Below are 25,862 nucleotides of genomic sequence, written 5' to 3' on the forward strand. Positions count from 1 at the left end.
ATCCACGAGGTGATTGATGCGCGCCAACTCGTCTGAACCACAAGACACCGTCACAGCAGAACAACCGATCCCGCCAACGCGTTTGCGTTGGCTGGACCTGGTGAGCAAGTACCGGCAACCCATCGGGCTGGCCGTCACGTTGCTGCTGTTCGCCATCGCCTTGATCGCTTGCCGACACCTGCTGCTGGAGCTGGACCTTTACGCCCTCCACGACTCGATCCTGGAAGTGCCCAAGCCCGCCCTGCTCGGCGCATTTGCCGCGGCCGTCGCCGGCTTTGTGATCCTATTGGGCTACGAGTTTTCCGGTGCGCGCTATGCAGGGGTGAAGCTACCCGCCAAGACCCTGGCCCTGGGCGGCTTTACCGCGTTTGCCATTGGCAATGCGATTGGCCTGTCGATGCTCTCGGGCGGCTCGGTGCGTTACCGTTTATATGCACGCCATGGTATCGGGGCGTCGGAAGTTGCCCACATGACGGTGTTCGCCAGCCTGGCCCTGGGCTGCGCACTGCCGCCCCTGGCTGCACTGGCCACCTTGAGCAACCTGCCGGCGGCATCCACCTATCTGCATCTGCCGCAAAGCCTGCTCGGCGGCATCGCCGGCGCGGTGCTGCTGTTGTCGGTGGTGCTGTGCATCGGCATTTATCGCCGTCGCCTGCCGGAACAGCCCTTCCCGGACAACCTGCTGGTCAAAGCCGGCCGTCGTACCCTGCGCCTGCCGGGTCGCCGCCTGACCTTCCTGCAACTGATCATCACCGCACTGGACGTCGCCGCTGCCGCCACCGTCCTTTATATGCTGCTGCCGGAAGCGCCGCCCTTCGGGCCCTTCCTGCTCGTGTACCTGCTGGCCCTGGCCGCCGGCGTGCTCAGCCATGTACCGGGCGGCGTGGGGGTATTCGAAGCGATCCTGCTGGCGGCCTTCGCCGATAAACTCGGTGCCGCGCCATTGGCTGCTGCCCTGCTGCTGTACCGCATGATCTATGTGGTGCTGCCGCTGCTGATCGCCTGCGTGTTCCTGCTGGTCAACGAAGCCCAGCGTCTGTTCCAGACCCAGCAAAGCCTGCGGGTCGCCTCGGGGCTGGCGGCGCCAGTACTGGCCGTACTGGTTTTTTTGTCCGGCGTGGTCCTGCTGTTTTCCGGCGCCACGCCCGAAATCGACTCACGCCTGGAAAACATCGGCTTCCTGATTCCCCACCGCCTGATTGACGCCTCGCACTTCGGCGCCAGCCTGATCGGCGTGCTCTGCCTGCTGCTGGCCCAGGGCCTGCGTCGACGCTTGTCAGCCGCCTGGATGCTGACCATGGTGCTGCTGCTGGTGGGCGCCCTGCTCTCGCTGCTCAAAGGCTTCGATTGGGAAGAAGCCAGCCTGATGACCATGACCGCCATCCTGCTGGCAATCTTCCGCCGCTCGTTCTACCGCGCCAGCCGCCTCACCGAGCTGCCCTTCTCGCCGCTGTACCTGGTCGCCAGTGTCTGCGTGCTGGGAGCCTCGATCTGGCTGCTGCTGTTCGCTTACCAAGACGTCCCTTACAGCCACCAGCTGTGGTGGCAGTTCACCCTGGACGCCAACGCCCCACGCGGCTTGCGCTCGCTGCTGGGCGCCGCCGTGCTGCTGGTGATCGTGTCGCTCACCTGGCTGCTGCGCACCGCGCGCCCGGTGATCCACCTGCCGACCCCCGACGAACTGGAGCGCGCCAGCAAGATCCTGATGGCCTCGTCCCAGCCCGACGGCGGCCTGGCGCTGACCGGTGACAAGGCGCTGCTGTTCCATCCCAATGATGAAGCTTTCCTCATGTACGCCCGTCGCGGGCGCAGCCTGGTAGCCTTGTACGACCCAATCGGCCCGACCCAGCCACGCGCCGAAATGATCTGGCAGTTCCGCGACCTGTGCGACATCCACCACGCGCGCCCGGTGTTCTACCAGGTCCGCGCGGAGAACCTGCCGTACTACATGGACATCGGCCTCACCGCGATCAAGCTGGGCGAAGAAGCCCGCGTCGACCTGAAACGCTTTGACCTGGAAGCCAAGGGCAAAGAGATGAAGGACCTGCGCTACACCTGGAACCGCGGCACCCGGGACGGTCTGTCCCTGGAGATCTTTGAACCGGGCACGGCGCCGATGGATGAGCTCAAGGTCATCTCCGATGCCTGGCTGACCGGCAAGAACGTGCGGGAAAAAGGCTTTTCCTTGGGGCGTTTCAGCGACGACTACCTCAAGCACTTCCGCATTGCGATCATTCGCTTCGAAGGGCGCCCGGTGGCCTTCGCCAACCTGCTCGAGACCTACAACCATGACCTGGCCAGTCTCGACCTGATGCGCGCCCACCCGGACGCGCCCAAGCTGACCATGGAGTTCATGATGGTCGGCCTGATTCAACACTATAAGAGTCACGGCTACGCGCGCTTCAGCCTCGGCATGGTGCCGTTGTCGGGCCTGCAACCACGCCGCGGCGCCCCGCTGACCCAACGCCTGGGCTCGATGGTGTTCCGACGTGGCGAGCAACTGTATAACTTCCAAGGTTTGCGCCGCTTCAAAGACAAGTTCCAGCCTGACTGGGAACCCCGTTACATGGCCGTGCCCGCAGGACTTGATCCGCTGGTGGCACTGGCCGATACCGCCGCCCTGATCGCGGGCGGCTTGACTGGATTGGTGAAACGCTGATGATTCGACGTTCCTGGCGGTATGTATTGGCCTTTGTAGTGCTGCTCGCCCTGATCCTGGGTGGCGGCTATTGGTACTGGAACCGCCCTGCCCCGCAGCCGACCCTGGAGCAACTGCCCCAGGCCGACGGTTCGGTGATGACCCGCGTGACCCCGTACGGCACGCCCAAGGCCCGTGTGGCCGTGGCCGTGATGGCCGATGAAACCCTGACGGACAGCCAACTGATTGCCTTGAGCCAAGGCGGCAAGGCGCAGATTGTCCAGGTGATCCTGCCCAAGGACGATTGCAAGCTGCAGGAACAAGCCCTGCAAAGCGCCCTGGACCAGCTCAAGGGCCCGGCGACGCTGGTCAGCGGCATCGGCCCTGGCGCAAGCCTGGCCTGGCGCTGGCTGGCGGCACAAAGCGACGACAAGGCCAACGCCATCTCCGTCGGTTTCGCCATGACCCAGCCAGGCTGCAACGACCCTTTGCCAAAAACCTCAGCCCACGGCAATTGGCTGGTGGCCTGGAACGACAACCCTGAGGATGATGCCGCCAGTTTCGTACGCGATACCCCACGTGCCACGACCAGCATCAGCGACTACGACATTCATTACCCGCAAGTGCTGAACAACGAGCTGCGCAAGCAACTGGTGGGCTCGGACAACGGCGGCCTGGCGATTCCAGTGGTTGAAGTACCGGCGGGCCAAGCCAAGGACACCGTCACCCTGTTCCTCTCCGGCGACGGCGGCTGGCGTGACCTGGACCGCGACGTGGCCGGTGAAATGGCCAAGATCGGCTACCCGGTGGTGGGCATCGACACCCTGCGCTACTACTGGCAGCACAAGAGCCCGGAACAAAGCGCCAAGGACCTCACCGAGCTGATGCAGCACTACCGGCAGAAGTGGGGCACCAAGCGCTTCGTGCTGACCGGTTACTCGTTCGGCGCCGATGTACTGCCGGCCATCTACAACCGCCTGCCGGAAAACGAGCAACAGCGCGTGGACGCGATCATCCTGCTGGCATTTGCGCGCACTGGCAGCTTCGAGATTGAAGTGGAAGGTTGGCTGGGCAACGCAGGCAAAGAAGCCGCCACCGGCCCGGAAATGGCCAAGCTGCCGCCTGAGAAAGTGGTGTGCATCTACGGTGCGGAAGAAGTCGACGAGAGCGGCTGCACGGACAAGACCGCCGTGGGTGAAGCCTTGAAGTTGCCAGGTGGGCATCACTTCGACGAGAACTACCCGGCGCTGGCCAAGCGTTTGGTGGACATCATTGTGAAGCACCAGGCCAAGGACAAAGCCGAGTAATTTCTGCCATACGCAAAACCAAATGTGGGAGGGGGCTTGCTCCCGATAGCGGTGGGTCAGCCAAAGATCAGTTGGCTGGTCTACTGCCATCGGGAGCAAGCCCCCTCCCACATTGGCTTTGTGGTGTTGCTTAGATCTAGCGTGGCTCGATGTGCGCGATCATCAGTTGCACGGTTTCATTCCCGCGAAACTCGTTCACATCCAGCTTATAGGCCAGCTCCACCCAACGCACCGTCGGGTTCGGCCAGACCTCACGGTCCACCCCAAACGCAATGCCGTCGAGCTTCACCGACCCGCATTCGCTCTTGAGCACCACTTTCAGGTGCCGCTCGCCCACCACGCGCTGTTCCACCAACTGAAACACCCCGTGAAACAACGGCTCGGGAAAGTGTTGCCCCCAAGGGCCCGCGTGGCGCAATGCGCGGGCCAGTTCCAGGTGAAACTCTTCCACTGCCAGAGTACCGTCGGACAGCAGGCGCCCGGTCAGGTCTTCTTCGCGCAGCTGCCGACGCACTTCGGCATCAAAGGCCTCGGCAAACAGCGGGAAGTTTTCTTCGGGCAGCGTCAAACCGGCGGCCATGGCATGGCCGCCGTATTTGGCGATCAGGTGGGGATGCTGGCTGGCGACCACCGCCAGCGCATCGCGGATATGAAACCCCGGCACAGAGCGCCCTGAGCCCTTGAGCAGGCCATCTCCGGCATCGGCGAAGGCGATGGTCGGGCGGAAATAGCGCTCTTTCATGCGCGAGGCGAGAATGCCGATCACGCCTTGGTGCCATTCCGGGTCGAACAGGCACAGCCCGTAGGGCATCGACTCCACCGGCAAGTCCTTGAGCTGGGCCAGGGCCTCGCGCTGCATGCCTTGCTCGATGGATTTACGGTCCTGGTTCATGCCGTCCAGTTGCGCGGCCATTTCACGCGCGGCGGCAACGTCGGTGGTGAGCAGGCATTCGATGCCCAGGCTCATGTCATCCAGGCGCCCGGCGGCATTCAGTCGCGGCCCGAGGATAAAGCCCAGGTCGGTGGAGGTGATACGTGCCGCGTCGCGCTTGGCCACTTCAAGGATCGCCTTGATCCCCGGCCGTGCGCGACCGGCGCGGATGCGCTCCAGGCCCTGATGCACCAGGATGCGGTTGTTGGCGTCCAAGGGCACTACGTCGGCCACACTGCCCAGGGCCACCAGGTCGAGCAGTTCGCCGATGTTGGGTTGAGGCTTATGCTCGTACCAGCCCAAGCTGCGCAGGCGCGCCCGCAGGGCCATCAGCACGTAGAAGATCACGCCCACACCGGCCAGCGCCTTGCTCGGGAACTCACAGCCCGGCTGGTTCGGGTTGACAATGGCATCCGCCGCCGGCAATTCATCGCCAGGCAAATGGTGGTCAGTCACCAGCACCTTCAGCCCGGCCGCTTTCGCCGCCGCCACGCCTTCGACGCTGGAGATACCGTTGTCCACAGTGATCAGCAACTGCGGCTCGCGCTGCAGCGCGACTGCGACGATTTCCGGGGTCAGGCCGTAGCCATACTCGAAGCGGTTGGGCACCAGGTAATCGACATGGGCGGCGCCGAGCAAGCGCAGGCCCAAGGTGCCCACGGTGCTGGCAGTGGCGCCGTCGGCGTCGAAGTCGCCGACGATGAGGATACGCTGGCGCTGTTCCAACGCGGTCACCAGCAAGTCCACCGCTGCGTCGATGCCCTTGAGCCGCTGATAGGGAATCAACCGCGCCAGGCTTTTGTCCAGCTCGGCTTCGGACTGCACCCCGCGCGCGGCGTAGAGACGGGTCAACAGCGGTGGCAAGTCACCGAGAAACGGCAGGACGGCAGGCAACGGGCGAGGATCGATACGCATGGGGCGACGGGAGCTTCTCTTTGATAAAACGGTTAAACAACAAGGCTACAAACGACACAGGTCATTGTGGGAGGGGGCTTGCTCCCGATTACGGTGTATCAGTCAATGGGGTGCTGACTGAACGCCGCGATCGGGAGCAAGCCCCCTCCCACCGTTTCAACCGCGTTCGCCGACCAGCCATTGCAGTTGGACTTCATGCTGGCCACGGTCGTCGGTGACGAAAATCGTGCCTTCGCTGATCATCACGTCCCACTTGATAACGCGAGGCATGTCCTTGGCCAGCGTCTCGAGGACTTCCTGAGGCACGGCGGCGATGTGCACGTTTTTCAGGTTATTCGCCACAGGCACCACCTTGCCTTCCCACACCCGCAGGCTGCCGTAGGCCAGCAGGCTGGTGCGTTCGGTGCGGCGCGAGCACCAGGTGAGGCGGTCGGCATCCGGCTGGCCGACTTCAATCCAGTGCAAAACCCGGTCATCCAGGCTTTTTTCCCACAGGGCTGGCTCGTCTACATCTGACAGGCCACGACCGAATGCCAACTGCTCGTTGTACCAGAGGGCGTAGGCCAGCAGACGTACGGTCATGCGCTCTTCGGTTTCCGAAGGGTGGCGGGCGATGGTCTGTTTAACGCTCTCGTACACCGAGCGGTCAAGGTCGGTGAGGTTGAGTTCGAATTTGTAGGTCGTGGACGGCTGGGCCATGAACGGACTTCTAGAGACAGGGAAAGGCGGCCAGTCTAACCGATGGCGAGGCCATTCAACGAATCCTGCGCTGCATCATCCTTATCCCTGGGCCGCTCGCCTATGTTAAAAGGCATCACACCACCGCCCCGCGCAGACAAGGATCCTCATGTCGTTTAATGCCAAACCGCTTGCCGGCCTGAAAGTCATCGAACTCGGCACCCTGATCGCCGGCCCGTTCGCCTCACGTATCTGCGCGGAATTCGGCGCCGAGGTGATCAAGGTCGAATCGCCGGACGGCGGCGACCCGCTGCGCAAATGGCGCAAGCTGTACGAAGGCACGTCGCTGTGGTGGTTTGTGCAGGCGCGCAACAAGCAATCGCTGACGCTGAACCTCAAGCATCCGGACGGCCTGGCCATCCTCAAACAGCTGTTGGCCAACGCCGACATCCTGATCGAGAACTTCCGCCCCGGCGTGCTGGAGAAACTCGGCCTGAGTTGGGAAACCCTGCACGCCCTCAACCCCAAGCTGGTGATGGTGCGCCTCTCCGGCTTTGGCCAGACCGGGCCAATGAAAGACCTGCCTGGGTTTGGTGCGGTGGGTGAATCCATGGGTGGCTTGCGCTATATCACCGGGTTCGAAGACCGCCCGCCGGTGCGTACCGGCATTTCCATCGGCGATTCGATTGCCGCGTTGTGGGCGGTGATCGGCGCGCTGATGGCGCTGCGTCACCGCGAAGTCAACGGCGGCCTGGGCCAGGTGGTCGATGTGGCGCTGTATGAAGCCATCTTCGCCATGATGGAAAGCATGATCCCGGAGTTCGACGTGTTCGGCTTTATTCGCGAACGCACCGGCAACATCATGCCCGGTATTACGCCCTCCTCGATCCACACCAGCGCCGACGGCAAGCATGTGCAGATTGGCGCCAACGGGGACGCGATCTTCAAGCGCTTCATGTCAGCCATTGGCCGTGAGGACTTGGCCAACGATCCCTCGCTTGCCAGCAATGACGGACGCGACAGCCGTCGCGATGAGCTGTATGGGGTGATTGATCGCTGGGTGAACTCACTGCCGCTGGATCAGGTGGTGGAGCGGCTGAATAAAGCCGAAGTGCCTGCCAGCCGGATCTACAGTGCCGAGGACATGCTGGGCGACCCGCAATTCCTTGCCAGGGAGATGTTCCTCAAGGCCCAACTTCCCGACGGCAAGGCGTTCAAAATGCCGGGCATCGTACCCAAGCTGTCGGACACGCCGGGCAGCTGTGAATGGGTGGGGCCACAGTTGGGTGAACATAACAGCACGGTGCTGGGCAGCCTGGGTTATGACGCGGCCGCGATTGTGCGTTTACGCGAGGACGGCGCGATCTGATGGCTCGTCGGCTTATTCAGCTAGGCCTCAGCGTCATGTTCGCCTGCGGCTGGCCCCTGCCGGCCAGCGCTGAAGACACGCTGATCTGGCTAGTGCGTGACTTGCCACCTTTGACCATTTTCGAAGGCCCGCGCAAGGGCCAGGGCGCGCTGGATCAACTATTGCCGATACTGATCGAGCGCCTGCCGGAATACCGGCATCAGGTGCTGCACGTCAACCGCGCTCGGGGCACGCAAATGTTGAGTGAACCCTCATTCACCTGCGATCCATCGCTGCTGTGGACGCCGGAACGGGCCAAGTACGTGGTGTTTTCTCGCCAGGCGTTCGTTACCCCCAGCAATGGCATCGCGATACGGCGCAGCCAACAGGACGCCATGGCGCCGTTCATCGTGGACGGCCAGTTCGACCTGCAGGCTTTTCTCGACGCCCGTGGAACGCGGGTGGGTGCCACGGCGGAGCGCAGCTACGGCCCGGTTATCGATGAGCAGCTTAAACACGCCGATGCGCGCACACTGGCGCTTCATTACGGCAACGACGCCCTTGGCAGCTTGTTGCAAATGCAGCGCCGGGGACGGCTGGAAGCGGTGTTGGGGTATTGGCCGGAAATCCGCTATCACGCGCTGCAACAGAGGATTGCTTCGGACGACCTGAGCTTTTATCCGATCAAAGGCTCATTGCCCTACCAACGTACGCATATCGCCTGTTCGGATACCGCCCTGGGCCGTCATGCCATTGAACGAATCGACCAAGTGCTGCGCGACATCCCACAGGAACAGGTGCAGCAGTCCTATGCTGCTTGGCTGGATCCGGTCATGCGCGAACAATACCTGCGCGACAACCCGCGCTTTTTCCAGGACTCACCCGAACCATGACAAATCGCAGGCAAAAAGAAACCCCGAAGGGTGGGGAGACACCTCGGGGTTAAACGTGGCCTACAAAGACCCGCACAACAAGGCACAAACACCGGAGCACAATGTTTGCTCTTGCTGTTACGAAATCTGACCGGCCACGTTGTAGGAAGTTTCCACAGTTAAACAATTCTTCATGCGACGGCGGGGCTGCGCGTCTGGGCAGCGTTGCGCAAGGCTGCAATGACCGACGGTTCCAGGCGCCCTTCGGCAATCTTGAGGTCGCGCAACAGGCAATCCACCACATCCACCAGCACGCGCTTGTCCATCAGTTGCGCACGATCGACTTCACGCTCGACCACGATAGCGCCAGCAGGATTCTTCACCGTCACCAGGCACTCGGCCTGCACACCAGAGGTGGTCAGCGTAACCTGATAAGGGCTCAGTGCTTCTTCGAGCAATAGGCTGATACTTTCCATCTCGATCACCACTCAATAGTTCGGGAACAATCGTTTCAACGGGAGCTGCATCTATCCTAAGTGACTGTTTGTGACGTAGGAAAGTTCGCTTTATCGTCTTTATGGGGCCGTCAGGGGGTGACGGATTCCAGCATGCGCTTGCAACATGACAACCAAAAAACGGCCGCACACAAGTGCTTACGCAATGGTGGGCCGTTTTGAGGTTTGCCGAAGGCTCGGACCAGAGGTGAATCCTATACTCGGTGAGCGCCGGTGGCTCCGCCACGCAGATAACGCGCAGGTCAGAAGGCCCTTGTTGATTGCGAAGGATAAAGACGATGCTGGAACACGATAAAGAGCAAGCTGCGTTAGAGAAGATTCACGCCGACATATCACGCATTTATGCGGAGCAACGCAAACTCACTGCTGAGACACACAAGATAACCCGTGAGAATTTCTGGTATCCCTTAGGGGTCGTCATGGCCATGTTTACAGCGTTCAGCACCGTATTGGCCATCGTGCAGAAACTGCTCACCTAGTCGCTTGCGCCAAGTGGGGCCTGCCAAAACAAAAAACGCCGCTGACCCAAGGAAGGGAAAGCGGCGTTTTTGTCTACGCGGTGTGCCTTACAACGGCTTACCCCGGTTGCCATGCTGGCTCACAAACGCCTGCACAGCCTTCAGGTCATTGGCCAATACGGTGCAACGCTCTTCACGCTCGAACAGGTTTGCCAGGTGCACCGGCAATTCCAGTGCCTTGCCAACCCCGGCCTTCTCCACCGCTTCCGGGAATTTCACCGGGTGCGCGGTGCCGAGTATCACCATCGGGATGTCCAGGCTGCGACGGCATTCGCGCGCGGCCTTCACACCGATGGCGGTGTGCGGGTCGAGCAGCTCGCCGGTCTGGGCGTAGACTTCAGCGATGGTTTCGCAGGTCTGTGCGTCGTCCACGGCCAGCGAGTCGAACAGCTTGCGGGTTTCTGTCCAGCGCTCTTCGTCAACGCTGAAACCGCCACCGCTCTTGAAGGTGTCCATCAAGCCGGCAATCGCCGCGCCATTGCGACCGTGCATGTCGAACAGCAGGCGCTCGAAGTTCGAAGAAACCATGATGTCCATCGACGGCGACAGGGTCGCGTGCAGGGTTTCCTTGACGTACTGGTTGCCGCTCATGAAGCGGTGCAGGATGTCATTGCGGTTGGTGGCGACGATCAACTGGTTGATCGGTAGGCCCATGTTGCGCGCCAGGTAACCGGCGAAGATGTCGCCGAAGTTGCCGGTTGGCACCGAGAACGACACCGAACGCGCCGGCCCGCCCAACTGCAGGGAGGCATGGAAGTAATAGACGATCTGAGCCATGATCCGCGCCCAGTTGATCGAGTTCACCGCCACCAGGCGCGTGCCTTTCAGGAAGCTCTGGTCGGCGAAGCTGTTCTTGACCATTTCCTGGCAGTCATCGAAGTTGCCTTCGATGGCGATGTTGTGGATGTTCTCGCCAAAAATGGTGGTCATCTGGCGACGCTGCACTTCCGACACGCGCTTGTGCGGGTGCAGGATGAAGATGTCGACGTTTTCGCAGTGCTTGCAGCCTTCGATGGCGGCCGAACCGGTGTCACCGGAGGTGGCGCCAATGATCACCACGCGCTCACCGCGCTTCTCCAGCACATAATCCAGCAAACGACCGAGCAGTTGCAGGGCGAAGTCCTTGAACGCCAGGGTCGGACCGTGGAACAGTTCAAGCACCCACTCGTTGCCATTCAGCTGGCGCAGAGGCGCGATGGCGCTGTGGGAAAACACGCCGTAGGTCTCTTCCAGAATCTTTTTAAAGTCCGCATCGGGAATGCTGCCGGTGACGAACGGGCGCATCACCCGGAAGGCCAGCTCGTGGTACGGCAGGCCGGCCCACGAAGCGATTTCTTCCTGGGTGAAGCGTGGCAGGTTTTCCGGCACATACAGGCCGCCGTCAGTGGCAAGGCCTGCCAGCAAGACATCTTCGAAATTCAGGGCCGGTGCCTGGCCGCGGGTGCTGATATAACGCATGACTGGCTCCTCTAGAGCATTCTTGAACAAGGGCCGCCGAACCTGCGGGGCCCTTGCAGCAAAACCATTAGTTCAGGTGTTCGACGCGAATCCGCACCACCGGCCCGACGACGCCCTGCAGGGCTTCCAGCGCGGCGATGGCATCGTTGATGTGCTGTTCGCGCACGCGGTGAGTCAGCAGGATCATCGGCACCTGGCCGTTTTGCTCCTCGACTTCCTTCTGCATGATCGACTCGATGTTGATGCCGCGCTCCGACAGGATGCTGGCGACCTGGGCCAACACGCCCGGATGGTCTTGGGCCTGGATGCGCAGGTAGTAGGCGCTTTCGCAGGCTTCGATCGGCAGGATCGGGTGGGCCGACAGCGAATCCGGCTGGAAGGCCAGGTGCGGCACGCGGTTTTCCGGGTCGCTGGTCATGGCGCGGACCACGTCCACCAGGTCGGCGATCACCGACGAAGCGGTCGGCTCCATGCCGGCACCGGCGCCGTAGAACAGCGTCGAACCCGCGGCATCACCGTTGACCATCACCGCGTTCATCACGCCATTGACGTTGGCGATCAGGCGGTCGGCCGGGATCAGCGTCGGGTGTACACGCAACTCGATACCGGCCGGTGTGCTGCGCGCCACGCCCAGGTGCTTGATGCGATAACCCAAGGCTTCGGCGTAGTTCACGTCGGCGGTGGTCAGCTTGGTGATGCCTTCGGTGTAGGCCTTGTCGAACTGCAGCGGGATACCAAAGGCAATGGACGCCAGGATGGTCAGTTTGTGCGCCGCGTCGATGCCTTCCACGTCAAACGTCGGGTCGGCTTCGGCATAACCCAGGGCCTGGGCTTCGGCCAGCACGTCTTCGAAGGTACGGCCCTTCTCGCGCATTTCGGTGAGGATGAAGTTACCGGTGCCGTTGATGATGCCGGCGACCCAGTTGATACGGTTGGCGGACAGGCCTTCACGGATCGCCTTGATCACCGGGATGCCACCGGCCACGGCGGCTTCGAACGCCACGATCACGCCCTTCTCGCGCGCCTTGGCGAAGATCTCGTTACCGTGCACGGCGATCAGCGCCTTGTTGGCGGTGACCACGTGCTTGCCGTTCTCGATGGCCTTGAGCACCAGCTCGCGGGCCACGGTGTAGCCACCGACCAGCTCGATGACGATATCGATTTCAGGGTTGGTGGCAACGGCGAAGACATCGTTGGTAATCGCAATACCGGTCGTTTGGAACTGAGGCTTTGGCGAACGCGTGGCAATTTGCGCCACTTCAATCCCGCGGCCTGCGCGACGGGAAATTTCTTCAGCATTACGCTGAAGTACGTTGAAGGTGCCGCCACCGACGGTCCCTAACCCACAGATGCCTACTTTGACCGGTTTCACTGAAGAACTCCCCATGAAACGGCCGACGCTAGGTCGGCCGTGGAAAACAGCCGCACAACTGCGGCTTTCAATTAATGGCCCGTCGACTTAGCCACGGGCCATGATCGTCAAAGGTTCGACGATGCTGGTTTATTTGGCACTCAGCGCCAGTTTGGCAACTTGTGGTGCCGGCTGGTAGCCCGGAATCACCTGGCCGTCAGCCAAAACGATGGCCGGTGTACCGTTCACGCCAATGGACTGGCCCAGGGCGAACTGCTTGGAAACCGGGTTGGCGCATTTGGCCGCCTTGATTTCCTTGCCGTCGACCATCTTGTCCATGGCCGCCTTCTTGTCGGCTGAGCACCATACGGCTTGCAACTGCTCGTCACCCGGCGAACCCAGGCCCTGGCGCGGGAACGCTACATAGCGTACTTCCACGCCCAGCTTGTTCAGCGCAGGCACTTCGGCGTGAAGCTTGTGGCAGTACGGGCAGGTGGTATCGGTGAACACGGTGATGTGCGTCTTGGTCTCGCCGATGGCCGGGTACACCACGGTTTCAGCCACCGGGATGCCGTTGATCAGCTTGGACACGCCCAGGCGCTCGGCCTTCTCGGTCAGGTTGACCGGCTTGCCGTCCTTCAACTGGAACAGGTAGCCCTGCACGATGTACTGGCCGTCGGCACTGGCGTACAGCACGCGGCTGCCCTTGAGCTTGACTTCGTACAGGCCGGCCATCGGGCTGGCGCTGATGCTTTCGATCGGCGTGTCGAGCTCCAAGTTGGCCAGGCTCTTGCGAATGGTCTGCTCGGCCGCGTCATCGGCGACAACAAAGGTGGAAACCAACGCAATGGCTGCGGCGGCAATAATCTGGGTCAAGCGCATGGGAACTCCTGAAGGCAGATGCAAGGACGGGTGCAGGTACGCCGATATGAAACCCGGGTGTGGGCCGTCCCCTTTGCTAACCGGCAAAGCCTACCACAGTTGGGCCGCAGGGCAGCCCGTGGCGGGATAAAATGGCGGTTTTCACCCCCGCGGGTGGTGCTTGGCGTGCATATCCTGCAAGCGCGCGCGCGCCACGTGGGTGTAGATCTGGGTTGTGGATAAGTCGCTGTGCCCGAGGAGCATTTGCACCACCCGCAAATCGGCGCCGTGGTTGAGCAAATGGGTGGCGAATGCATGTCGCAGGGTATGGGGCGACAGGGCCTTGCCGATTCCAGCGACCTTGGCCTGGTGCTTGATGCGATGCCAGAAGGTCTGGCGGGTCATCTGCTCGCCGCGCAAGCTGGGGAACAGCACATCACTGGGGCGCCCGCCCAGCAGTTCGCCACGCGCATCGCGCATATAGCGCTCCACCCACACAATCGCCTCCTCACCCATCGGCACCAGCCGCTCCTTGCTGCCCTTGCCCATTACTCGCAGCACGCCCTGGCGCAGGTTCACTTGCTCCAGGGTCAGGCTGATCAGCTCGGTCACCCGCAGCCCGCAGGCATACAACACTTCGAGCATGGCGCGGTCACGCTGGCCGATGGCTTCGCTCAGGTCAGGGGCGGCGAGCAAGGCATCCACGTCGGCTTCCGACAGGGACTTGGGCAATGGCCTACCGAGTTGCGGCATCTCGACTTGCAGGGTGGGGTCGAGGGCGATCAGTTTTTCTCGCAGCAGATAGCGATAAAACCCACGCACACCCGAGAGGAATCGCGCCGTGGAGCGTGGCTTGTAGTTCTGCTCCAGGCGCCAGGCCAGGTGATCGAGGATCAGCTCGCGGCCGGCGTTGATCAGTTCGAGGTTTTTCTCCTGCAACCAGCCATTGAACAGCGCCAGGTCGCTGCGATAAGCCTGGCGAGTGTTGTCCGACAGGCCTTTTTCCAGCCAAAGGGCGTCGAGGAAGCGGTCGATCAGGGGGTGGTCAATGGCGGGCATGGGGGCTCAGGCAAAATTATGTGGCGTCTGTCAGATCCTATCGCAGGCAAGCCCGCTCCCACAGTGGATCATCGTCGGTCACAACATGGGGGGCAGGCAACACAGCCTGCGATAGCCGTAGGTATATACACAACACTGTAGTGAGCGGGCTTGCCCCGCGCTGGGCTGCGAAGCGGCCCCAAACCAGGCGAATTGGTTCTATCTGGAACTCGGCAGTGCTTTTATTGGGGCCGCTTCGCAGCCCGGCGCGGGGCAAGCCCGCTCACTACAAAGATGTGTAGCCATCCAGGCTGTGTTAGCGGCGAACAGTTAACAAATTTCAGGCACAAAAAAGCAGCCCGTAGGCTGCTTTTTTCTGCATCGGGAAGCTGGACTTAAGCCAGTTTTTCCTTGATGCGAGCTGCTTTACCGGACAGGTCACGCAGGTAGTACAGCTTGGCTTTACGTACGTCACCGCGACGCTTGACGGCCATGCTGTCGATTTGCGGGCTGTAGGTCTGGAAAGTACGCTCTACGCCAACACCGTTGGAGATTTTACGAACAGTGAAAGCACTGTTCACACCACGGTTACGCTTGGCGATTACCACGCCTTCGAACGCTTGCAGACGCGAACGGTCGCCTTCCTTCACTTTCACCTGAACGACAATAGTGTCGCCCGGGGCAAAGGTAGGGATCTCTTTGGTCATCTGCTCTGCTTCGAGTGCAAGGATGATTTTGTTAGTCATGCTGTGCTCCTAAGGTAAGTCAATGGACCTACCATCGATACGTTGTTAACTATCGTCCCGCGCGAGGATGTATTCCTCGAGCAGCTTCTTCTCTTCTCCAGAAAGCGAGCGGCTTTCCAGAAGATCGGCGCGTCGTTCATAGGTCCGACCAAGGGACTGCTGTAAACGCCAACGCCGGATGTGTGCGTGATTGCCACTTAGCAATACGTCGGGAACACGCTGATCCGCATACACCTCCGGACGGGTGTAGTGCGGGCAATCCAGCAAACCATCCGTGAAGGAATCTTCCTCCGCGGAGTCCGCATGCCCTAAAGCTCCAGGCAGCAGTCGTGTAACCGCATCTATCAGAACCATCGCCGGCAGCTCACCGCCAGACAGGACATAGTCCCCAATCGACCACTCTTCATCGACATGAGCCTCAATAAAGCGCTCGTCAATGCCTTCATAGCGACCGGCAATCAGGATCAGTGCTTCCTCATTCGCCAGTTCGCGCACCCCAGCCTGTTTCAGCTGGCGGCCTTGAGGGGACAGGTAAATTACCTTCGCCTTCTCCCCGGCGGCGGCCTTGGCCTGAGCCAACGCGTCTTCCAGGGGCTTGATCTTCATCACCATGCCCGGGCCACCGCCAAATGGGCGATCGTCCACAGTGTGATGTCGATCCGTCGTGTAGTCTCGCGGGTTCCAACAGGTAAGCTGCAACAGCCCCTGTTTCACCGCCCGACTGGTGATGCCGTACTCGCTGATGGCGGAGAACATCTCGGGAAACAAACTGATCACTTCAATGCGCAAATTAGCCACGCTTAGAAGTCCGCGTCCCATTCCACCTTCATCTCGCCTGCTTCCAGGTCGACAGCCAACACGCATTGCTTCGTATAAGGCAACAGGCGTTCGCGATCATCCAGGCTGCCAGCGCAAGGCTTGACCACCATTACATCATTGGCGCCGGTTTCCAGAAGATGATCGATTTTCCCGAACAATTGCCCGAGTTGATCAATAACCTTCAGACCTTCCAGCTGGTACCAGTAGTACTCGCCGTCGGTCAATTCAGGGAACAGGTTGCGCGGCACGCAGATCTCATAACCGGCCAGAAGACGAGCTTCTTCACGGTCATCAAGACCCTTGAGCTTTGCGACCAGGAACTTATCGCTCCCGCGTCCACTGACCAGCTCGACCTGTTTCACACTACCTTCGCGCTTTAGCGTCCAGGTCTTGTACTGCAACAGGTTTTCAGTCGGATCAGTAAAGGAATACACCTTCACTTCGCCGCGAACGCCATGAACAGAGTAAATCTTGCCGATAACGATCAAATCATCAGCAACAGCTGGCGTCGCGTTCATATTGCTCAGGCTGCGGCCTTAGCCGAGTCCTTCAACAGTTTTGCAACGCGCTCGGATGGCTGTGCACCCACGCTCAGCCAGTAGGCTACGCGCTCTTGGTTCACGGACAGACGAACTTCTTGACCACGAGCAACAGGGTTGAAGAAACCAACCTGTTCCTTGTGCGAACCGTCGCGCGGGTTGCGGCTGTCGGTTACGGTCAAGTGGTAAAACGGGCGCTTTTTGGAGCCGCCAAGGGCAAGACGGATTGTTAGCATGTGAACATCGTTCCTGTAGTCGGTGCTGCAAATCTAAATGCACAGCGGGCATAGGTGCCCGAAAGGCCGCATATTCTAAGGAATATCCGGACTTTTGCAAATGTCTTTTTCTGGCGCCTATCAGCGTGCCATTCAGATCTGCTATAGAGCCGTCGGTTAAAACGGCGAGTCAGCGCCCGCCAACGGCGGGTTTGCTGGAGATCCCACATCCCTGTGGGTCGGAGCAGGAGCCGGGCTCCCGCTCGAATACTTTACATTTTAGGCATGCCACCGCCGGGCAACATACCGCCCATGCCGCGCATCATCTTGGCCATTCCGCCTTTTGCGGAGAACTTCTTCATCATCTTCTGCATCTGCTTGTGCTGCTTGATCAAGCGACCGATGTCCTGCACCTGCGTGCCGGAACCCATGGCGATCCGACGTTTGCGCGAACCGCTGATCAGCTCAGGGTCGCGGCGCTCGGCCGGGGTCATGGAGTTGATGATGGCTTCCATCTGCTTGAACTGCTTCTCTGCCGCGCCTTGGGCATTGCCCATTTGCGCCAGGTTCACACCGCCGATGTTCGGCAGTTTGTCCATCAAGCCGCCGAGGCCGCCCATGTTCTTCATTTGTTGCAGCTGGTCGCGGAAGTCTTCGAGGTCGAAGCCCTTGCCCTTCTTCAGCTTCTTGGCCAGCTTATCGGCCTTGTCCTTGTCGAGGGTCGCTTCGGCCTGTTCGATCAGGCTGAGCACGTCGCCCATGCCGAGGATGCGCGAGGCGATACGCTCCGGGTGGAACGGCTCGAGCGCGTCGCTCTTCTCGCCCATACCGATGAACTTGATCGGCTTGCCGGTGATGGCACGCACCGACAGCGCGGCACCGCCACGGGCATCGCCGTCGACCTTGGTCAGGATCACGCCGGTCAGTGGCAGTGCGTCGCCGAAGGCCTTGGCGGTGTTGGCCGCATCCTGGCCGGTCATGGCGTCGACCACGAACAGCGTCTCGACCGGGTTGATCGCGGCATGCAGCGCCTTGATCTCGCCCATCATCTCTTCGTCGATGTGCAGGCGACCGGCGGTATCGACGATGACCACGTCGATGAACTTGAGCTTGGCTTCTTTAATAGCGGCGTTGGCGATGTCGACCGGCTTCTGGCTCAGGTCGGACGGGAAGAAGGTCACGCCCACTTCGCCCGCGAGCATTTCCAACTGCTTGATGGCCGCCGGACGGTAGACGTCAGCCGACACCACCATCACGGACTTTTTCTTGCGCTCTTTAAGGAAGCGCGCCAGCTTGCCGGCGGTGGTGGTCTTACCCGCACCCTGCAGACCCGCCATCAGCACGACGGCCGGTGGCACGGCGCTGAGGTTCAAGTCTTCGTTGGCCGCGCCCATCAGGCTTTCGAGTTCGGCCTGGACGATCTTCACAAACGCCTGGCCCGGGGTCAGGCTGCGGGACACTTCGGTGCCCACTGCGCGCTCTTTGACCGAGTTGACGAAGTCCTTTACCACCGGCAAGGCGACGTCGGCTTCCAGCAACGCCATGCGCACTTCGCGCAGGGTGTCTTTAATATTGTCCTCGGTCAGCTTGGCCTTGCCGGTTACGTGGCGCAGCGTCTGCGAGAGACGGTCAGTCAAGTTTTCAAACATGCGCGATCCTTTCAGGCCCTATTCATCGAAATGCATTGGTAGACCGAGGTAATGGCGGCCCAGGCTGCGGTAAATCGCTATTAAAAACAGCGCTCGGCGAGCCTGCGGCGTGGGCAGGTCGCGGATTATAGCGAAGACTGCGCCCATGCACACCCGCTGTCTGGTCCGGGAGTCTTTCGTGTTACGCAGGGGTATGCCAAACTCAGCGCCTTTCGGGCCTGCTTAACAGGATTTATGCTCCCTTTGTCACCCAGTTTGCTACCCAGCCTCGCCGCCGCCATTTTGTATGCCGCTGCGACTTTCTATCAGGGCACTCGTCTGGCCCAAGGCACCAAGGCGGACAAACGCCTGCTGGTGGGCCTTGGCGTCCTCGCCCTGCTGGCTCACGCTGCCAGTTTGTTTACCCACCTGATGACGCCCGTCGGCCTGGGCCTGGATTTTTTCAGCGCCGCCAGCCTGATTGCCGCCGCCGTCATCGCACTGACCCTGATGGCCTGCTATCGGATTCCCGTCGAGAACCTGCTGGTGCTGTTATTCCCGCTGGGCGTGCTGACGGTGCTGCTGGCGCAATTCGCGCCCACCGGCACGGTGCAGGTGATTGATGAAGAACCGGGCATCCTCGCGCACATCCTGCTGTCGATCCTGGCCTACGGCATGTTCACCATCGCGGTGTTCCAGGCCCTGCTCCTGCTGTTGCAGGACCACCAGCTCAAGCACAAGCACCCCTCCGGGCTGATCAAGAACTTCCCGCCGTTGCAAACCATGGAAAGCCTGCTGTTCGGCTTCCTGTGGGCCGGCTGGACGCTGCTGTCGTTGTCGTTGATCTCCGGCTGGCTGTTTGTCGAAAACCTGTTCGCCCAGCACCTTGTGCACAAAACCCTGCTGGCGTGCCTGGCCTGGGTGGTGTTCAGCGTCTTGCTGTGGGGGCGCAACCGCCTCGGCTGGCGCGGGCACAAGGCGATCCGCTGGACGCTGGCCGGTTTCTGCCTGCTGATGCTGGCCTATTTCGGCAGCAAGCTGGTTCGCGAATACATCCTGCATATCTGACGGGCAGCAAAAATGGACAACTTGCCCCTGGGGCCGATGCTCGCGGTAATTGCCTTGCTGCTGTTATGGGCGGCACTGTTTACCGCCATCGAGGCCGCGCAACAACACCTGCTGGCCCTGCGCCCCGGAACGCGCCAGGGTGACAAGGCCGCCGCCCGCCTGAACTTCCCGCGCCATAGCCTGATCCTGTGCAACAGCCTGTGCCGCGCGGCGGTGGTGATCCTCTGCACGCTGCTGGCGATCTACGCCTGGGCGCAGAATGGTCCATGGCTCGGCTGGCTGATCTCCTGCGCCCTGCTGCTGATCCTCGCCGACTACTTGCCGCGCACTCTGGCCACTCGCCACCCTCAAGCGGTGCTGGGCTTTGGCAATACGCTGCTGGGCGTCCCGCTGAAAATCCTCTACCCCCTGGCCTGGCTGCTCAATGGCATCAGCCTGTTGCTGCTGCGCCCTTTCGCACGCACATCCGGCGTGGTGAAAAAGAGCGACGAACCGCAGCCCGACCACGACGATGAACCGGAACCGGAGGCCGACGAAAACCGTACCCCCGGCATGCCAGGCATCCACGCCCTGGACAACATCACGGTCAACGACATCCTGGTGCCACGCAGCGAAGTGGACGGCATCAACCTGGATGACTCGGTCGAAGAGATCATCGAGCAACTGCGCACCTCCGAGCGCACCCGCCTGCCGGTGTTCCACAGTGATATCAACCAAGTCCAAGCCGTACTCAACACACGGCAGATCCAGCACCTGCTGCCTGACGCCAGCCTGACCAAAGAAGCGTTGCTGGCGGCTTGCCACGAACCCTACTTCGTCCCCGAAAGCACGCCCCTGCAACTGCAATTGCTGAATTTCCACAAGCAACAGCGACGCCTGGGCATGGTGGTGGACGAGTACGGCGAAGTGCTGGGCATTGTCACCCTGGAAGATATCCTCGAAGAAATCGTCGGCGAATTCGAAAGCGAGCAGAGTGCAGACAACCCGCATATCGAAGCGCAACCGGATGGCCGCTATATCATCGACGGCGCCGCCTCGATCCGCGAACTGAACAAGAGCCTGAACTGGCACCTGCCCAGTGATGGCCCCAAGACCCTCAACGGCCTGGTCACCGAAGCCCTGGAGACCATCCCGGACTGCGCGGTGTGCCTGAAAATCGGCCGCTACCGCCTGGAAATCCTCGAGACCGAAGACAACCGGGTGAGCAAGGTGCTGATCTGGCACACCAGCAAAATGCCCGTCGCCGCTTAGTTTCCAGACAAAACACAATCAAATGTGGGAGGGGGCTTGCCCCCGATGGCCGAGTGTCAGTCACTGCATAAGGTGACCAATACACAGCTATCGGGGGCAGCCCCCTCCCACATTTTGACTTGTTGTCTGTTCAAACCCCTTCCTATAATCCCTGCGGCTTATCCAAGCCCCGCCCGACCGCGTGCTACCCGCACCCAACGCGTCCAGGCACCGCTTTATCGTGTCTGACCGGTGTTCGCTCCCATCCCGAGCCACCCCGCGTACACCCCTGATCCAAGGGTGTTCGACCAATAATAATCCGCGTCCAAACGCGCAATGACCGTCAGGGATATCGCCATGAGCACCACCTACAACGAGGCCGCGACCGCCGCCCCGACCAACTCGACTGCACGGGTCGCCACGGCGAGCATCGTCGGCACCGCCATCGAGTTCTACGATTTCTATATCTACGCCACGGCAGCTGCGCTGGTGATCGGCCCGGTGTTCTTCCCGCAGACCTCCGGCACCGCGCAGATGCTGGCGTCGTTCCTGACCTTCGGTATCGCCTTCATCGCCCGCCCATTGGGCTCGGCGCTGTTCGGCCACTTCGGTGATCGCATCGGGCGTAAATCGACGCTGGTGGCTTCGCTGCTGCTGATGGGCGTGTGTACCACGCTGATTGGCTTGCTGCCGGGTTATGACAGCATCGGGGCCTGGGCGCCGATCCTGTTATGCATACTGCGGTTTGGCCAGGGCTTGGGGCTCGGTGGGGAATGGGGCGGCGCGGCACTGCTGGCGACCGAGAATGCGCCCAAAGGCAAGCGCGCCTGGTTCGGGATGTTCCCGCAACTGGGCCCTTCGATTGGCTTCCTGGCGGCCAATGGCTTGTTCCTGATCCTGGCGATGAGCCTGAACGACGAGCAGTTCCGCAGCTGGGGCTGGCGCATCCCGTTCATCCTCAGCGCTGCGTTGGTGATGGTGGGCCTGTATGCGCGCTTGAAGCTGCATGAAACGCCAGTCTTCGCCAATGCCGTCGCCAAAGAAGCGCCGGTAAAAGTGCCGTTGGTGGAACTGTTCAGCCAGCATTGGCTGCCCGTATTGCTGGGCGCCGCGTCGATGGTGGTGTGTTATGCGTTGTTCTACATCACCACCGCGTTTTCACTGAGCTACGGCGTTTCGACCTTGGGCTATAGCCGCGAGACCTTCCTTGGCTTGTTGTGCTTTGCCGTGCTGTTCATGGGCCTGGCCACGCCGCTGGCGGCCTTGGCCAGTGACCGTTACGGGCGCAGGCCTGTGCTGATCGTCGGTGCGATCCTGGCGATCCTGTCGGGCTTTACCATGGAGCCATTACTGACCCACGGTTCGACCTGGGCGGTGGCGCTGTTCCTGGCCTTGGAGCTGTTCCTGATGGGCGTGACCTTTGCGCCCATGGGCGCCATGCTGCCGGAATTGTTCCCCACGCGTGTGCGTTATACCGGCGCGTCGGCGGCGTATAACCTGGGTGGGATCGTGGGGGCTTCAGCGGCACCGTTCTTCGCGACCAAGCTGGTGGCGATGGGTGGGCTGAGTTATGTCGGCGGGTATGTGTCGGCGGCGGCGTTGCTCAGCTTGATTGCTGTGCTGTGCCTGAAAGAGACGCGGGATAATGACCTGAACAAGGTTGCCTGATAGACCGCCTTCGCAGCCATGCGGCGACCCGACAAGCCCGCTCCCACATTTGATCGGGTTCACACATTTTGACTTGTGAACTCATTCAAGTGTGAGAGCCGGGCTTGCCCGCGATGGGCGCGACGCGGTTTAAAGCTCTACGACAACAGCCTTGGAAGCACGAGTAGCCTTCGCCCGAGCCGCTTCAATCGACTCATCCCGCGCCAGTGCCACACCCATGCGACGCTGGCCATTCACTTCCGGCTTGCCAAACAGGCGTAACGCCGTGTCCGGCTCGCTCAACGCGGCGCCCAAGTTGGCGAACGCGGTCTGGGTCGACTGCCCTTCCACCAGAATCACCGCCGAAGCCGAAGGCCCGAACTGACGGATCAACGGGATCGGCAGGCCCAGAATGGCGCGAGCGTGCAAGGCGAACTGCGACAGGTCCTGGGAAATCAGGGTCACCAGGCCGGTGTCATGCGGGCGCGGCGACACTTCACTGAACCACACCTGATCACCCTTGATGAACAGCTCCACGCCAAACAGGCCACGACCGCCCAGGGCCTCGGTCACCGCTTTGGCAACGCGCTCGGACTCGGCCAGGGCAATCGGGCTCATGGCCTGCGGCTGCCAGGATTCCTGGTAGTCGCCCTTCTCCTGACGGTGACCGACTGGCGCGCAGAAGGTGGTGCCACCGATGTGACGCACGGTCAGCAGGGTGATTTCGTAGTCGAAGTCGATAAAGCCTTCGATGATCACGCGGCCTTTACCGGCACGACCGCCTTCCTGGGCGTAATCCCAGGCTTTCTGCACATCGTCTGTGCTGCGCAGCAGGCTCTGGCCCTTGCCCGACGAACTCATCACCGGCTTGACCACGCACGGGAAGCCCAGGTCCTGGACGGCCTTGCTGTAGTCTTCGAAGGTATCGGCGAAGTGGTACGGCGAGGTCGGCAGGTCCAGCTCTTCGGCGGCCAGGCGGCGGATGCCTTCGCGGTTCATGGTCAGCGAGGTAGCACGCGCGGTCGGGATCACGGTGAAGCCTTCAGCTTCCAGTTCCACCAGGGTGGCGGTGGCAATGGCTTCGATTTCCGGCACGATGAAGTGCGGTTTTTCCGCCTCGATCACCGCACGCAGGGCGGCGCCGTCGAGCATGTTGATCACGTGGCTACGGTGCGCCACCTGCATGGCCGGCGCGTTGGCGTAGCGATCCACGGCAATCACTTCAACGCCCAGGCGTTGCAGTTCGATTACCACTTCCTTGCCCAGCTCACCGCAGCCACACAGCAAAACGCGGGTCGCGGTTGGCGACAATGGAGTTCCGATTCGGGTCATCTCAGGTCCTCAGGGGAGCGGATCATGGGGAGAAAGGCGGGCATTTTACATGAACTGTAAAAATTGGCCTCAGTTGGCGACGGCCCGCTTGCGGATTCGCCAAGCCATGATCAGCCACACCACCGTGACCCCGGCGAATTTCGATACCAGCGCGGTGCCCGCCACGGCCGGGGTGAGCGCGCCGATCAGGCCGAAGAAGATAAACGTGTCGAGGGGAATACTCAGTGCTGAACTTATCCACAGGCGATCGTGCAGCGGGCGCTTGGTGATACTGAACACCAACCAGTCGATGCACTCGGACACTGCGAACGCCGTGGCGCTGGCCAGGGCAATGGCCGGGTCGGACGTGACATACGACAGCACCAGCGCCGCCAGCATGGCAATGATTGCACCGTGGCCGAAGCGGGTTTGCACCATGTCGCGCAAGATGAAGACCAGGCCACCCCAGGCGGACCAGATGACGTCCAGGTGCGGGGCGGTGGAGAAGGCGAAGTTGATCAGCACGACGCTGCTGATGTAGGCGATCAGGAAGAGCATGGAGGACGGACCTGTGGGTGATGCCGCACAGGGTACTTCACAGCAACCCTTGTAGCGAGCGGACCTCTTGTGGTGAACGGGCTTGCTGTGGTGAGCAGGCTTCTTGTGGTGAGCGGGCTTGCCCCGCGCTGGGTGGCGAAGCCGCCCCATTTCAGGCACTGAGTTTTCCCAGTTAGAACTGAGTGCCTGGGTTTGGGGCGGCTTCGCCACCCAGCGCGGGGCAAGCCCGCTCACTACAAATCAGGCACCGGATTCCCCGGAGACCATAAACACCAACCCACTCGCCACCGCCCGCTCATGGCACAACCCCAACACCACCCGGCGCTCGGCATTGTCCATGCGGCTCCAACGTGTGATCTCATCCACCGTACGCTGGCAGCCGGTGCATATGTCGTCATCGTCCAGCGCGCAAATGCTCACGCACGGCGAGGCGACGGGGCGTTCAATGGGGTTCATGCTTCCTGCTCAACCAGGTCACGCGCATAACGCTGCGAGTTGTGCACATAGTGCGCAGCGCTGGCTTCGAGCATGCGTTTTTGCGCGTAGGTCAGTTCACGCACTACCTTGCCCGGCGAGCCCATCACCAGCGAACCATCCGGGATTTCCTTGCCTTCGCCGATCAGCGAGTTGGCGCCGATGATGCAATGTTTGCCGATCTTCGCGCCGTTAAGGATCACAGCATTAATGCCGATCAGGCTGTAATCGTCGACAGTGCAACCATGCAACATGGCGTTATGACCAATGGTCACGCCGGTGCCCAGGGTCAGCGGGTAGCCCATGTCGGTGTGCATGACGCTACCGTCCTGCACGTTACTGTTCTTGCCGATCAGGATCAGTTCGTTGTCGCCACGCAGCACCGCGTTGAACCAGACGTTGGCGCCCTCCTCCAGCTTGACCTTGCCCACCAGTGTGGCATTCGGTGCCACCCAGCTCTGTGGATGAGTCTCGACACGGGCGTCGCCCAGGCGGTATTTCATGGTTTTCCCTCACGGCATTGCCATTCAAGCGATGGCTTAGGTATTGATGAAGCTCTTGGGCGGCTGATGCAGGCTGATCTGAGCGTCGTCATAGAGCAGATTGATCAGCTCGACGATCATGATTGCCGTCAGCCCCCAAATCTTGTATTCGCCGAACCGATAGCTGGGCACGTACCAACTGCGGCCCTGGTAATCAATCCGATGGGTATGTTCGCGCGGATCCTGTCGGAAGAAGTCCAACGGCACGCTGAAAACGGCGGCAATCTCGGCATCGTTGGCCAGGTATTCGACGTAATCGGGGATAACGCCCACATACGGCGTGACGCGAATGCCATGCAGGGAGATCAACGGGCTCAGGGGGCCGATCACTTCGACCAGCCCAGGCGGCAGGCCAATTTCTTCTTCGGCCTCGCGCAGCGCGGTGAAGATCAGGTCCGGGTCTTCGGGGTCGCGGCGGCCGCCGGGGAAGGCCACTTCGCCACCATGGGTCGACAGGCCGCTGGCGCGCAGGGTCAGGATCAGCTCAGGTTCGTCACTGCGGGTAATCGGCACCAATACAGCGGCCTCGGGGAAACGTCCGTCCGTTTCCAGCGTATGCGGCGTGTGATTGCTTACCCGGCGAAGTAGCTCGTCCAGCATGAGTCATCTCGGTCTGTTGGCTACCTTGCATCATGCACCAAAGCGTGCGGGTGCC

25 protein-coding genes are annotated in these 25,862 nt (G+C 61.2%); 8 read left to right on the plus strand and 17 right to left on the minus strand.

The annotated features are described in order from the left end of the window. Positions 1 to 16: 16 nt before the first annotated feature. Together mprF and BM403_RS13820 are read left to right on the plus strand one after the other, a co-directional pair. On the plus strand, positions 17 to 2,659 hold the full coding sequence (mprF, locus tag BM403_RS13815) for a bifunctional lysylphosphatidylglycerol flippase/synthetase MprF (protein WP_093543247.1): 2,643 nt from the start codon (positions 17 to 19) through the stop codon (positions 2,657 to 2,659). Then, entirely contained in the window at positions 2,659 to 3,945 is a 1,287-nt protein-coding gene (locus BM403_RS13820) for a virulence factor family protein (RefSeq protein ID WP_093543250.1), read from the plus strand. Before mprF ends, BM403_RS13820 begins: the two co-directional genes overlap by 1 nt. A gap of 136 nt (positions 3,946 to 4,081) precedes the next feature. Here the strand turns inward: BM403_RS13820 and recJ are convergent, their stop codons facing one another. Together recJ and BM403_RS13830 are read right to left on the minus strand one after the other, a co-directional pair. Beyond that, complete coding sequence (recJ, locus tag BM403_RS13825) at positions 4,082 to 5,791, minus strand: single-stranded-DNA-specific exonuclease RecJ (protein WP_015885690.1); 1,710 nt, start codon at positions 5,789 to 5,791, stop codon at positions 4,082 to 4,084. A 156-nt stretch (positions 5,792 to 5,947) separates the two neighbouring features. Beyond that, positions 5,948 to 6,490 (minus strand): YaeQ family protein, encoded by a 543-nt coding sequence (locus tag BM403_RS13830; RefSeq protein ID WP_003193952.1) that lies wholly within the window; start codon positions 6,488 to 6,490, stop codon positions 5,948 to 5,950. A 148-nt stretch (positions 6,491 to 6,638) separates the two neighbouring features. On the opposite strand from BM403_RS13830, the gene BM403_RS13835 reads away from it, so the two are divergent. Continuing rightward, entirely contained in the window at positions 6,639 to 7,838 is a 1,200-nt protein-coding gene (locus BM403_RS13835; protein ID WP_093543252.1) for a CaiB/BaiF CoA transferase family protein, read from the plus strand. Continuing rightward, positions 7,838 to 8,710: a TIGR02285 family protein gene (locus BM403_RS13840; protein ID WP_015885692.1), complete on the plus strand. Its 873-nt coding sequence runs from the start codon at positions 7,838 to 7,840 to the stop codon at positions 8,708 to 8,710. Before BM403_RS13835 ends, BM403_RS13840 begins: the two co-directional genes overlap by 1 nt. 170 nt (positions 8,711 to 8,880) lie before the next feature. On the opposite strand, the gene BM403_RS13845 is transcribed toward BM403_RS13840, so the two are convergent. Further along, the gene (locus tag BM403_RS13845) at positions 8,881 to 9,165 is read right to left on the minus strand and encodes a DUF3509 domain-containing protein (protein WP_093543254.1); all 285 of its coding nucleotides are present in this window, start codon (positions 9,163 to 9,165) and stop codon (positions 8,881 to 8,883) included. Positions 9,166 to 9,482: 317 nt separating this feature from the next. Between BM403_RS13845 and BM403_RS13850 the strand changes: the two genes are divergently transcribed. Then, entirely contained in the window at positions 9,483 to 9,683 is a 201-nt protein-coding gene (locus BM403_RS13850) for a hypothetical protein (RefSeq protein ID WP_043205840.1), read from the plus strand. 87 nt (positions 9,684 to 9,770) lie between these two features. On the opposite strand, the gene thrC is transcribed toward BM403_RS13850, so the two are convergent. The 9 genes from thrC to ffh all read right to left on the minus strand — a co-directional run bounded on the left by thrC (position 9,771) and on the right by ffh (position 18,398). Next, positions 9,771 to 11,180 carry a threonine synthase gene (thrC, locus tag BM403_RS13855; RefSeq protein ID WP_046035251.1) on the minus strand — a complete coding sequence of 470 codons (1,410 nt, stop codon included), beginning with the start codon at positions 11,178 to 11,180 and terminating at the stop codon, positions 9,771 to 9,773. Between the two features lie 67 nt (positions 11,181 to 11,247). Then, positions 11,248 to 12,552: a homoserine dehydrogenase gene (locus tag BM403_RS13860; protein ID WP_015885695.1), complete on the minus strand. Its 1,305-nt coding sequence runs from the start codon at positions 12,550 to 12,552 to the stop codon at positions 11,248 to 11,250. A 129-nt stretch (positions 12,553 to 12,681) separates the two neighbouring features. Beyond that, positions 12,682 to 13,413 carry a thioredoxin fold domain-containing protein gene (locus BM403_RS13865; protein WP_015885696.1) on the minus strand — a complete coding sequence of 244 codons (732 nt, stop codon included), beginning with the start codon at positions 13,411 to 13,413 and terminating at the stop codon, positions 12,682 to 12,684. A 141-nt stretch (positions 13,414 to 13,554) separates the two neighbouring features. Next, positions 13,555 to 14,451 (minus strand): site-specific tyrosine recombinase XerD, encoded by an 897-nt coding sequence (gene xerD, locus BM403_RS13870; protein WP_015885697.1) that lies wholly within the window; start codon positions 14,449 to 14,451, stop codon positions 13,555 to 13,557. 374 nt (positions 14,452 to 14,825) lie between these two features. Then, positions 14,826 to 15,176: a 50S ribosomal protein L19 gene (rplS, locus tag BM403_RS13875; protein WP_003175895.1), complete on the minus strand. Its 351-nt coding sequence runs from the start codon at positions 15,174 to 15,176 to the stop codon at positions 14,826 to 14,828. Positions 15,177 to 15,221: 45 nt separating this feature from the next. Further along, complete coding sequence (gene trmD, locus BM403_RS13880) at positions 15,222 to 15,995, minus strand: tRNA (guanosine(37)-N1)-methyltransferase TrmD (RefSeq protein ID WP_173390389.1); 774 nt, start codon at positions 15,993 to 15,995, stop codon at positions 15,222 to 15,224. Further along, the gene (gene rimM / locus BM403_RS13885) at positions 15,977 to 16,513 is read right to left on the minus strand and encodes a ribosome maturation factor RimM (RefSeq protein WP_015885699.1); all 537 of its coding nucleotides are present in this window, start codon (positions 16,511 to 16,513) and stop codon (positions 15,977 to 15,979) included. Before rimM ends, trmD begins: the two co-directional genes overlap by 19 nt. 5 nt (positions 16,514 to 16,518) lie before the next feature. Then, positions 16,519 to 16,770, minus strand: a complete 252-nt coding sequence (gene rpsP, locus BM403_RS13890; RefSeq protein WP_003175899.1) for a 30S ribosomal protein S16 — start codon at positions 16,768 to 16,770, stop codon at positions 16,519 to 16,521. Positions 16,771 to 17,021: 251 nt separating this feature from the next. Next, entirely contained in the window at positions 17,022 to 18,398 is a 1,377-nt protein-coding gene (ffh, locus tag BM403_RS13895; protein ID WP_010207982.1) for a signal recognition particle protein, read from the minus strand. Between the two features lie 234 nt (positions 18,399 to 18,632). Here ffh and BM403_RS13900 point away from each other — a divergent pair, with 234 nt between their 5' ends. From BM403_RS13900 to BM403_RS13910, 3 genes are all read left to right on the plus strand, one after another. Beyond that, positions 18,633 to 19,445, plus strand: coding sequence for a cytochrome C assembly family protein (locus tag BM403_RS13900; RefSeq protein WP_015885700.1), 813 nt, complete (start codon positions 18,633 to 18,635; stop codon positions 19,443 to 19,445). A 12-nt stretch (positions 19,446 to 19,457) separates the two neighbouring features. Continuing rightward, the gene (locus tag BM403_RS13905) at positions 19,458 to 20,696 is read left to right on the plus strand and encodes a transporter associated domain-containing protein (RefSeq protein ID WP_015885701.1); all 1,239 of its coding nucleotides are present in this window, start codon (positions 19,458 to 19,460) and stop codon (positions 20,694 to 20,696) included. Between the two features lie 336 nt (positions 20,697 to 21,032). Next, positions 21,033 to 22,343 (plus strand): MFS transporter, encoded by a 1,311-nt coding sequence (locus tag BM403_RS13910; protein ID WP_015885702.1) that lies wholly within the window; start codon positions 21,033 to 21,035, stop codon positions 22,341 to 22,343. Between the two features lie 129 nt (positions 22,344 to 22,472). On the opposite strand, the gene purT is transcribed toward BM403_RS13910, so the two are convergent. The 5 genes from purT to BM403_RS13935 form a co-directional block, all read right to left on the minus strand. After that, positions 22,473 to 23,654 carry a formate-dependent phosphoribosylglycinamide formyltransferase gene (purT, locus tag BM403_RS13915; protein ID WP_014719785.1) on the minus strand — a complete coding sequence of 394 codons (1,182 nt, stop codon included), beginning with the start codon at positions 23,652 to 23,654 and terminating at the stop codon, positions 22,473 to 22,475. A 69-nt stretch (positions 23,655 to 23,723) separates the two neighbouring features. Then, positions 23,724 to 24,191, minus strand: coding sequence for a VUT family protein (locus BM403_RS13920; protein ID WP_015885703.1), 468 nt, complete (start codon positions 24,189 to 24,191; stop codon positions 23,724 to 23,726). A 240-nt stretch (positions 24,192 to 24,431) separates the two neighbouring features. Then, positions 24,432 to 24,647 carry a DUF1289 domain-containing protein gene (locus BM403_RS13925; protein ID WP_093543257.1) on the minus strand — a complete coding sequence of 72 codons (216 nt, stop codon included), beginning with the start codon at positions 24,645 to 24,647 and terminating at the stop codon, positions 24,432 to 24,434. Further along, positions 24,644 to 25,168 carry a gamma carbonic anhydrase family protein gene (locus BM403_RS13930; protein ID WP_093543260.1) on the minus strand — a complete coding sequence of 175 codons (525 nt, stop codon included), beginning with the start codon at positions 25,166 to 25,168 and terminating at the stop codon, positions 24,644 to 24,646. Before BM403_RS13930 ends, BM403_RS13925 begins: the two co-directional genes overlap by 4 nt. Positions 25,169 to 25,204: 36 nt before the next feature. Beyond that, positions 25,205 to 25,807 carry a CoA pyrophosphatase gene (locus BM403_RS13935; RefSeq protein ID WP_015885706.1) on the minus strand — a complete coding sequence of 201 codons (603 nt, stop codon included), beginning with the start codon at positions 25,805 to 25,807 and terminating at the stop codon, positions 25,205 to 25,207. Positions 25,808 to 25,862 lie beyond the last annotated feature (55 nt).

Origin of the sequence: Pseudomonas sp. OV546 (genome assembly GCF_900116845.1) — a bacterium.
Taxonomy (GTDB): domain Bacteria; phylum Pseudomonadota; class Gammaproteobacteria; order Pseudomonadales; family Pseudomonadaceae; genus Aquipseudomonas; species Aquipseudomonas petroselini.